Here is an 8,840-nt window from a genome sequence, read left to right as displayed (position 1 = left end):
CCCCAACCCGGCCATCACCAGCCGTCCCGGAAACCACACCAGCCACAGCCCCGCCCACAGCCGCAGCCCTCAAACCCTCCAGCAACTCCTCACGACCCTGGCCAACGACAGCCAGCCGGTGGGAGAACGCAGTGGTCCGCGTCACTGCAAGGGAGAACGCCAGGTCCCTGGCCGCCACCTCCGGACGTGCCCTCACGAACTCCGCCAGCCGACCCGCCTGCGCAGCCAACGCCGCACCGGACCGCGCCGACAACACCCACGCCACCGGACCCGAAGACTCCAGCCCGTCCAGAACAGGAGCGTCCAGGACCTCGGCCTCCTCAGCGGGGGCGTCCTCGTCGGCAGTCCCCTCCAGGGCAGGGGCGTTCAGCGCGAGCTCTTCAAGGATCAGGTGGACGTTGGTGCCGCTGATCCCGAACGCCGACACACCCGCACGACGCGGACTCGAACCGGCCGGCCACTCCCGGGACGTGGTCAGCAACTCCACCGCACCGGCCGACCAGTCCACATGCGAAGACGGAGCATCCACGTGCAAGGTCTGGGGCAACACCCCGTGCCGCATCGCCTGCACCATCTTGATCACACCAGCCACACCGGCAGCAGCCTGCGTGTGACCGATGTTCGACTTCACCGAACCCAACAGCAGCGGCCGACCCTCAGGCCGATCCTGCCCATAAGTCGCCAGCAGCGCCTGCGCCTCGATCGGGTCACCCAGCGCCGTACCCGTGCCATGAGCCTCGACCACATCGACATCGCCCGGCTGCAACCTCGCACTCGCCAGCGCAGCCCGGATCACCCGCTGCTGCGACGGACCATTCGGCGCCGACAGACCATTGCTCGCGCCGTCCTGGTTGACCGCACTGCCCGTCACCATCGCCAGCACCCGGTGCCCACGAGCACGGGCATCGGACAGCCGCTCCAGGACCACCATTCCGATGCCTTCGCCCCAGCCGGTGCCGTCAGCCGCCTCGGCGAACGGCTTGCACCGGCCGTCAGCAGCCAACCCCCGCTGCCGCGCGAACTCCACGAAGGTTTCCGGGGTGGCCATCACCGTCACGCCACCGGCCAGCGCGATCCCGCACTCGCCGGACCGCAGCGCCTGCACGGCCAGGTGAATCGCCGTCAGCGAGGACGAGCACGCCGTGTCCACCGAAACCGCAGGACCCTGAAGACCCAACGAGTACGCCACCCGGCCCGACGCCACGCTCGCCGCGGTCCCGGTCATCACATAACCGTCGGCACCGGCCTGCTCGCCGGCCTGGTAGGCCGACGCGATGATTCCGGCGTAGACACCGGCATCGGTTCCCCGCAGCGAACCCGGCTCGATGCCGGCGTCCTCCAGCGCCTCCCAGCACGTCTCCAGCAGCAGCCGCTGCTGGGGGTCCATCCCCAACGCCTCACGCGGACTGATCCCGAAGAACTCCGCATCGAAATCGCCAGCCCCAGCCAGGAAGCCACCCACCCGGGCGAACGCATGGCTCGCGTCATCGGGATCGGAGCCCTCCGAACGCTCCAGGTTCCAGTCACGATCCACCGGGAACCCCGAGATCGCGTCGGTCCCTCCGGCGATCAAGCGCCAGAAGCCCTCCGGGTCCTCGACCCCGCCCGGGAACCGGCAGCCCATACCGACGATCGCGATCGACTCATGCTCACGTGCCTCCATGTGCCGGAGGCGCTTGCGCATCTGGACGAGTTCAGCCGAGGTCTTCTTCAGGTAATCGAAGAGCTTTTCCTGGTTTTCCATCAAAGGGATTCCTCATCGATTCGTCGATCAAAGTCATCCGATTCCGACCCATGCAATCGGAATTCTTTGTCAAGGAAATCAAATACTTCATCAGGAGTCGCTGAATCAAACGCTATGGAAGCGCCGTCAGGCTCTTCCACCGACTGGACCTCGCCCTGCGCGTCCATCCATTTGGACAGCATTCCGCGCAGGATTGTCGTGATGCCGTCCGGCGCCTCGCAGCTCGCCGCAAGGTTCAGAAGACGGGATTCGAGCTGGTTGAGCTCGGCGATCATCGGTGCCATCCCCGGGTGGCCATCAGCGACGATTCCCGTCCGCACGTATCCGGCGACCGCGGCCGGTGTCGGGTAGTCGAAGACCAGGGTGGCGGGCAGGCTCAGGCCGGTCTCGGCCGACAGCCGGTTGCGGAGCTCCAGCGCGGTCAGGGAGTCGATGCCCATCTCGCGGAAGGCCAGCTGCGGATCGACGTCCCCGGGGCCGGCGTGGCCCAGGACGACGGCGACGGCAGAGCGCACGATCAGCAGGACCTCCTGCTCACGCTCGACGGGACCGAGCAGGGCCAACCGGGCCGCCAAGTCGGCCGCGGCCACGGCCACATCCGCGCTGGGCCGGGCGGGGGCACCGGCGACCAAGCCGCGCAGCAGCGGAGGCAGCGGCCCCCCGGCACGCGACAACGCGGCCAGGTCCAGCCGGGCCGGGACCGCCACCGGCGCACCCAACGCGGCGGCGGCCTCGAACAGCGCCAAACCGTGACCGGTCGTCATCGGCTGAATGCCGCCACGACGCAGGCGGGACATTCCGGTGCCGTTGAGGTGCCCGGTCATCTCCGACTCCTGGGCCCACAGACCCCAGGCCAGCGACTGACCGACCAGCTGCCGGTCGCGGCGGTGGGAGGCCAGCGCGTCCAGGAACGCGTTGGCAGCGGAATAGCTCCCCTGACCCGGGCTCCCCAGAATGGCTGCGGCCGAGGAGTACAGCACGAAGCCGGCCAGGCCCGCGCCCTCGGTCAGCTCGTGCAGGTTCCACGCCGCGTCGGCCTTGGCCGCGAGCACCGGCGCCATCCGCTCGGGCGTCAGCGACTCCACCGTCACGTCGTCGATCACACCGGCGGCGTGCACCACTGCCGTCAGCGGCCGCTCGGCCGCGATCCGCGCCAGCACCGGGGCGAGGGAGCCCCGGTCGGCGGCGTCGCCAGCCTGGACCCGCACCTCCGCACCCGACCGTGCCAGCGCCGCGACCAGGCGAGCCGCGCCAGGCGCGGCCGGGCCGCGACGGGACAGCAACACCAGGTGCCGCATGCCACGGTCGTCCACCAAGTGCCGGGCCAACTCCCCGCCCAGCGTGCCGGTTCCACCCGTGACCAGGACGGTGCCCTGGCTGTCCCACTCGGCGGGCACGGTCCCGGGCTCCTCCGTCCCGGCCCGGACGAGCCGACGACCGAACGCCACCGCACTCCCGCCGTCAGCAGCGCGGCGGACACAGACCTCGGGCTCGTCGGCGTCCAGCACCGCGGCCAGGACGGCCTCTACGTCGGCGTCGTGGGCGGGGTCCAGACCGGCTGACGGGTCGACGTCGACCAGCAGCAGACGACCCGGGTGCTCGGACTGCGCCGAGCGCACCAAGCCCGCGACCGCTGCGCCGGGCAGATCCTGGCCGTCGGATGCGCCCTGGGTCCAGATCACCAAGCGTGCGTCGTCGGTTGCGGGGTCGGCCAGCCACTGCTGCACCCAGCCCAGCACCGTCGCGGCAGCCTGCTGGGCCGCCTGCGGCGCCGAACTCCCGGACGGGGCGGTCGGCACGGTCGCCACAACCACGGGAGCCAGCTCGATGCCGTGCCGCGCCCACTGCACTGCGCCGGCCGGAGCCTGCACCGTCAGTGGAATCCAGTCCACCGTGAACAGCGACTGCCGCACCTGACGGGCCGCCCCGGCGAACTGACCTGCCGCGGCCTCGCGCAGCACCAGCGACCGCGCCTGCAATACCGGCCGACCGGCACCGTCGAACGCCGTCACCGACACGCCACTCGCCTCGGGAGCCAGGACCACCCGCAGCTGGCGGGCACCGTCGGCCAGCAGCCGAACGCCCGACCACGCGAACGGCAGACCCGTCCCACCAGTGCCATCGTTGGCGGCCAGCAGACCATGCAGTGCCGCATCGAGCAGAGCGGGATGCAGGCCGAATCCGGCGACATCCTCTTCCGCGGCCTCGGGCAGCTCGACCTCGGCGTAGACGGTGTCCCCGGCGCGCCAGACCTGACGCAGACCCTGGAACGCCGGCCCGTAGCCGTAACCGCGCTCGGCGAGCCGCTCATAGGCGCCATCGACCGGAACCGGCTCCACGCCGGCCGGAGGCCAAGCGGCCAGTGGGGAGGGAGCAGGCTGGCCGTCGACCGGCGCAAGCACGCCGACCGCGTGTCGAACCCATTCGTCCTCCCCCTCACGGGAGGAGAACGTGACGGTCCGTCGGCCGCTGTCGCCCTCGCTGTCGCCGACCTGGACCTGCAACTGCACGCCGCCCTGGGTGGGCAGGAGCAGCGGCTCCTGGAGCGTCAGCTCCTCCAGCACGCCACAACCGGCCAGGTCGCCGGCGTGGACCGCCAGGTCCACGAAAGCCGTGCCGGGCAGCAGAACCGTGCCGTGCACCGCGTGGTCGGCCAGCCACGGCATCGCCGACAGCGACAGCTGACCCGTCAGGACCAGCCCATCACCCTCGGCCAGCCACACCTCGGCAGCCAGCAACGGGTGACCGGAGCGCTGCTGACCAGCCGACGAGACATCTCCGCGCCCGGTGACGGGCTTGGGCCAGTAGTGCTGGCGCTGGAACGGGTACGTCGGCAGATCAACCTTGACCGCCCGGCCCTCGTCGGCGGTTGCCGCGGCCCAGTCCACCTCCACACCAGCGGTGTAAGCACCGGCCAGCGCGGTCAGCCAGCGACCACGACCACCATCGCCACGCTGCAAACTGCCCACGGCAACCAAGTCCTCGCCAGCCTGCGCGATCGCCAAACCCAGCACCGGATGCGGACTGACCTCCACGAACACCCGGTGACCCTCCGCCGCCAGCGCGGCGACCACCTCGCCGAAACGCACCGTCTGCCGCAGATTCCGGTACCAGTACCCACCATCCAACTCAGCCGTATCCACCACCCGCGCCTCGAGCGTCGAGTAGAACGGCACCGCGCTGCTACTGGCGGACACCCCGGCCAGATCCTCGGCCAGCCGGTCCCTGACCGCCTCGACATGCGCCGTATGCGACGCATAATCCACCGCAACCCGCCGCGCGCCACGATCGGCATACACGTCCGTGAACTCCACACACGCCTGCGCCCCACCGGCGACCACAACCTGCCGCGGGCCATTCACCGCCGCAACCGACAGGTCATCGCCCCAGCCGGAGATCCACTCCCGCACCTCGTCCAGGCCGACCGGAACCGACACCATGCCACCCGTCCCGGCCAGTTCCGCCAACGCCCGACTGCGCAGCGCCACAACCCGCGCACCATCCTCCAACGACAAACCACCCGCGACACACGCCGCCGCGATCTCGCCCTGACTGTGACCCGCAACCGCCACCGGCTCCACCCCATACGCCCGCCACAACTCCGCCAGACTCACCGCCACCGCCCACGACGCGGGCTGAACCACATCCACCCGACCCAACAACGCCGCGTCACCCAGCACCTCACGCAACCGCCAGTCCACAAAAGGCGCCAACGCCCGCCCGCAACGCTCCATCGCCGCCGCGAACACCGGCTCCTGCTCCCACAACCGCAAGCCCATACCAACCCACTGCGCACCCTGACCCGCGAACACGAACACCGGCCGCACCCCCGACAACGAACCAACACTCCCGGACACCACACCGGGCGCTTCCTCACCAGTTGCGACAGCGCTCAAGCCCTCCAGCAGCTGCTCGCGGTCATCGCCAACTACCGCCAAGCGGTGGGAAAACGCCGTGGTCCTAGTCACGGCCAGGGAGAACGCCAGATCCTTAACCGGGACCTCCGGACGGTCAGCCACGAACTCCGCCAGCCGACCCGCCTGCGCGGCCAGCGCCGCACCGGACCGCGCGGACAGCACCCACGCCACCGGACCCGCTGACGACTCCGGCCCGTCCAGGACAGGAGCGTCCAGGACCTCGGCCTCCTCGGCGGGCTCTTCGAGGATGACGTGGACGTTGGTGCCGCTGATCCCGAACGCCGACACACCCGCACGACGCGGACTCGAACCGGCGGGCCATTCCCGGGACGTGGTGAGCAGTTCCACCGCGCCGGCAGACCAGTCCACATGCGTGGACGGGGCGTCCACATGCAGGGTCTGCGGCAACACCCCGTGCCGCATCGCCTGCACCATCTTGATCACACCAGCCACACCAGCCGCAGCCTGCGTGTGCCCGATGTTCGACTTCACCGAACCCAACAGCAGCGGCCGACCCTCAGGACGATCCTGCCCATAAGTCGCCAGCAACGCCTGCGCCTCGATCGGGTCACCCAACGCCGTACCCGTGCCATGCGCCTCCACCACATCGACATCACTCGCCCGCAGCCCGGCGCTCGCCAGCGCAGCCCGGATCACCCGCTGCTGCGACGGACCATTCGGCGCCGACAGACCATTGCTCGCACCGTCCTGGTTCACCGCACTACCCGCAACCACCGCCAGCACCCGGTGCCCACGAGCACGAGCATCCGACAGCCGCTCCAACACCAGGACACCGACACCCTCACCCCAACCGGTTCCATCAGCCGCCTCCGCGAACGGCTTGCACCGACCATCGGCAGCCAACCCCCGCTGCCGCGCGAACTCCACGAAGGTCCCCGGCGAGGCCATCACCATGACGCCACCGGCCAGGGCCATCCCGCACTCACCCGAGCGCAGCGCCTGCGCCGCCAGGTGAATCGCCGTCAGCGAGGACGAACACGCCGTGTCCACCGACACCGCAGGGCCCTGAAGACCCAACGAGTACGCCACCCGCCCCGACGCCACACTCGCCGTCGTACCGGTCAGGCCGAAGCCACCGGCACCGTCCTGCTCGCCAAGCTGGTAGCCCGAAGCGATGATGCCCGCGTAGACGCCGGTGTCGCTGCCCCGGAGCGTACCCGGCTCGATGCCGGCGTCCTCCAGCGCCTCCCAGCACGTCTCCAGCAGCAGCCGCTGCTGCGGGTCCATCCCCAGCGCCTCACGCGGACTGATCCCGAAGAACTCCGCATCGAAATCGCCAGCCCCGGCCAGGAAGCCACCCACCCGGGCAAAAGACGCACTCGCATCAGCGGACTCGGACGCGCTCGGCGTCTCCCAACCGCGGTTCACCGGGAAGCCCGACATCGCGTCGGTCCCGTTAGCGATCAACTGCCAGAAGGCCTCCGGGCCCTCGACCCCGCCCGGGAACCGGCAACCCATACCGACGATCGCCACTGGCTCGTCGGTGCCGAGGCGGACCGCCGGCACGGACGCCGCTCCGACGCCCTCGGTGGTCCCACAGGCCTCTGCCACGAGGTAGCGGGCGACCTCCACCGGCGTCGGCCGGTCGAACACCAGGGTGGCGGGGAGCGTGAGCCCGGTTTCGATCGAGAGCCGGTTGCGGAGCTCCAGCGCGGTCAAGGAGTCGATGCCCATCTCGCGGAAGGCCCGCTGGGGATCGATGTCCTTAGGGCTGGCATGGCCCAGAACGATGGCTGTGCCGGCCCGGACGATCGGCAGGACCTCCTGCTCACGATCGGCGGGAGACAGCGCGGCCAACCGACCCGCAAGACCACCAACGGCCGCAGCCGCTGCCGCGGACCGGCGTGCGGAGGCACCACCGGCGGCCAGGCCGCGCAGCAGCGCGGGCACCGGCCCCCCGGCACGCGACAACGCGGCCAGGTCCAACCGGGCCGGGACCGCCAGCGGCGTGCCCAACGCGGTGGCAGCCTCGAAGAGCGCCAGCCCCTGCTCCGTCGTCATCGGCTGGATGCCGCCGCGACGCAGGCGGGACAGACCGGTGCCGTTGAGGTGCCCGGTCATTTCCGAAGTCTGGGCCCACAGGCCCCAGGCCAGCGACTGGCCGGGCAGGTGCCGGTCCCGGCGGTAGGAGGCCAGCGCGTCCAGGAACGCGTTGGCGGCGGCATAGCCGGCCTGTCCCGGATTGCCCACGACGCCCGCGGCCGAGGAGTACAGCACGAAGTCGGCCAGGCCCGCGTCCTCGGTCAACTCGTGCAGGTTCCACGCCGCGTCGACCTTGGCGGCCATGACCGTCGCCATCCGCTCAGGCGTCAGCGACTCCACCGTCACGTCGTCGATCACACCGGCGGCGTGCACGACCGCGGTCAGCGGCCGCTCAGCCGTAAGCCGCGCCAGCACCGAGGCGAGGCCGTCTCGGTCGGCGGCATCGCCGGCCTGCACGCGGACCTCCGCACCCGACCCGGCCAACTCCGCGACCAGACGCGCGACTCCCGGTGCGACCGCACCGCGACGGGACATCAGCACCAGGTGCCGCATGCCACGGACGTTCACCAGGTGCCGCGCCAACGCTCCGCCCAGGGTGCCGGTTCCACCCGTGACCAGCACCGTGCCCTGACTGTCCCACTCGACGGGGACGTTCAGCACCACCTTGCCCACCTGCCGAGCCGCCTGGAGGTACCGCAGCGCCGCCACCGCCTGCGACAGCTCGAACGTCGTCACCGGCGGCGGAACCAGCGTCCCAGCCTCGAACATCGGCCCAAGCTCGGCCAGCATCTCGGCGATCCGCGACTCGCCGGCGTCCATCAGGTCGAACGCCTGGTAGACCACTCCCGGGTGGGTCTGGGCGACCTGCTCGGAGTTGCGGATGTCGGTCTTGCCCATCTCGACGAACCGGCCACCGCGCGGCAGCAGCCGCAGCGACGCATCAGTGAACTCCGCAGCAAGAGCGTTGACGACCACGTCCATGCCCTCGCCACCGGTCACGCCCAGGAACCGCTCACAGAAGACCAGATCACGGGTCGAGGCGATGTGGCTCTCCTCCACACCAGCCGCCCGCAGCGCGTGCTGCTTGGCCGGACTGGCGGTCGCGAAGACCTCCAGCCCCCACGCCTTCGCCAACTGCACCGCAGCCGTACCCACACCACCCGTACCGGCGTGAA

1 protein-coding gene and 2 pseudogenes are annotated in these 8,840 nt (G+C 70.6%); all 3 read right to left on the bottom strand.

Annotated features, from left to right (window positions below):
- A partial coding sequence (locus tag ABD329_RS46870; protein ID WP_344318144.1) for a type I polyketide synthase occupies positions 1-1,744 on the bottom strand: 1,744 nt, incomplete at its 3' end.
- Between the two features lie 329 nt (positions 1,745-2,073).
- Positions 2,074-4,476, bottom strand: a pseudogene (locus tag ABD329_RS48415) (type I polyketide synthase); the annotation flags it as partial.
- A gap of 147 nt (positions 4,477-4,623) precedes the next feature.
- Positions 4,624-8,840: pseudogene (locus ABD329_RS48410) on the bottom strand (SDR family NAD(P)-dependent oxidoreductase); the annotation flags it as partial.

The organism is Streptomyces javensis (assembly GCF_039525925.1).
Classification (GTDB): domain Bacteria; phylum Actinomycetota; class Actinomycetes; order Streptomycetales; family Streptomycetaceae; genus Streptomyces; species Streptomyces asiaticus.
The sequence above is the reverse complement of the archived record's forward strand: the minus strand, read 5'-3'. Positions and strand labels throughout refer to the sequence as shown.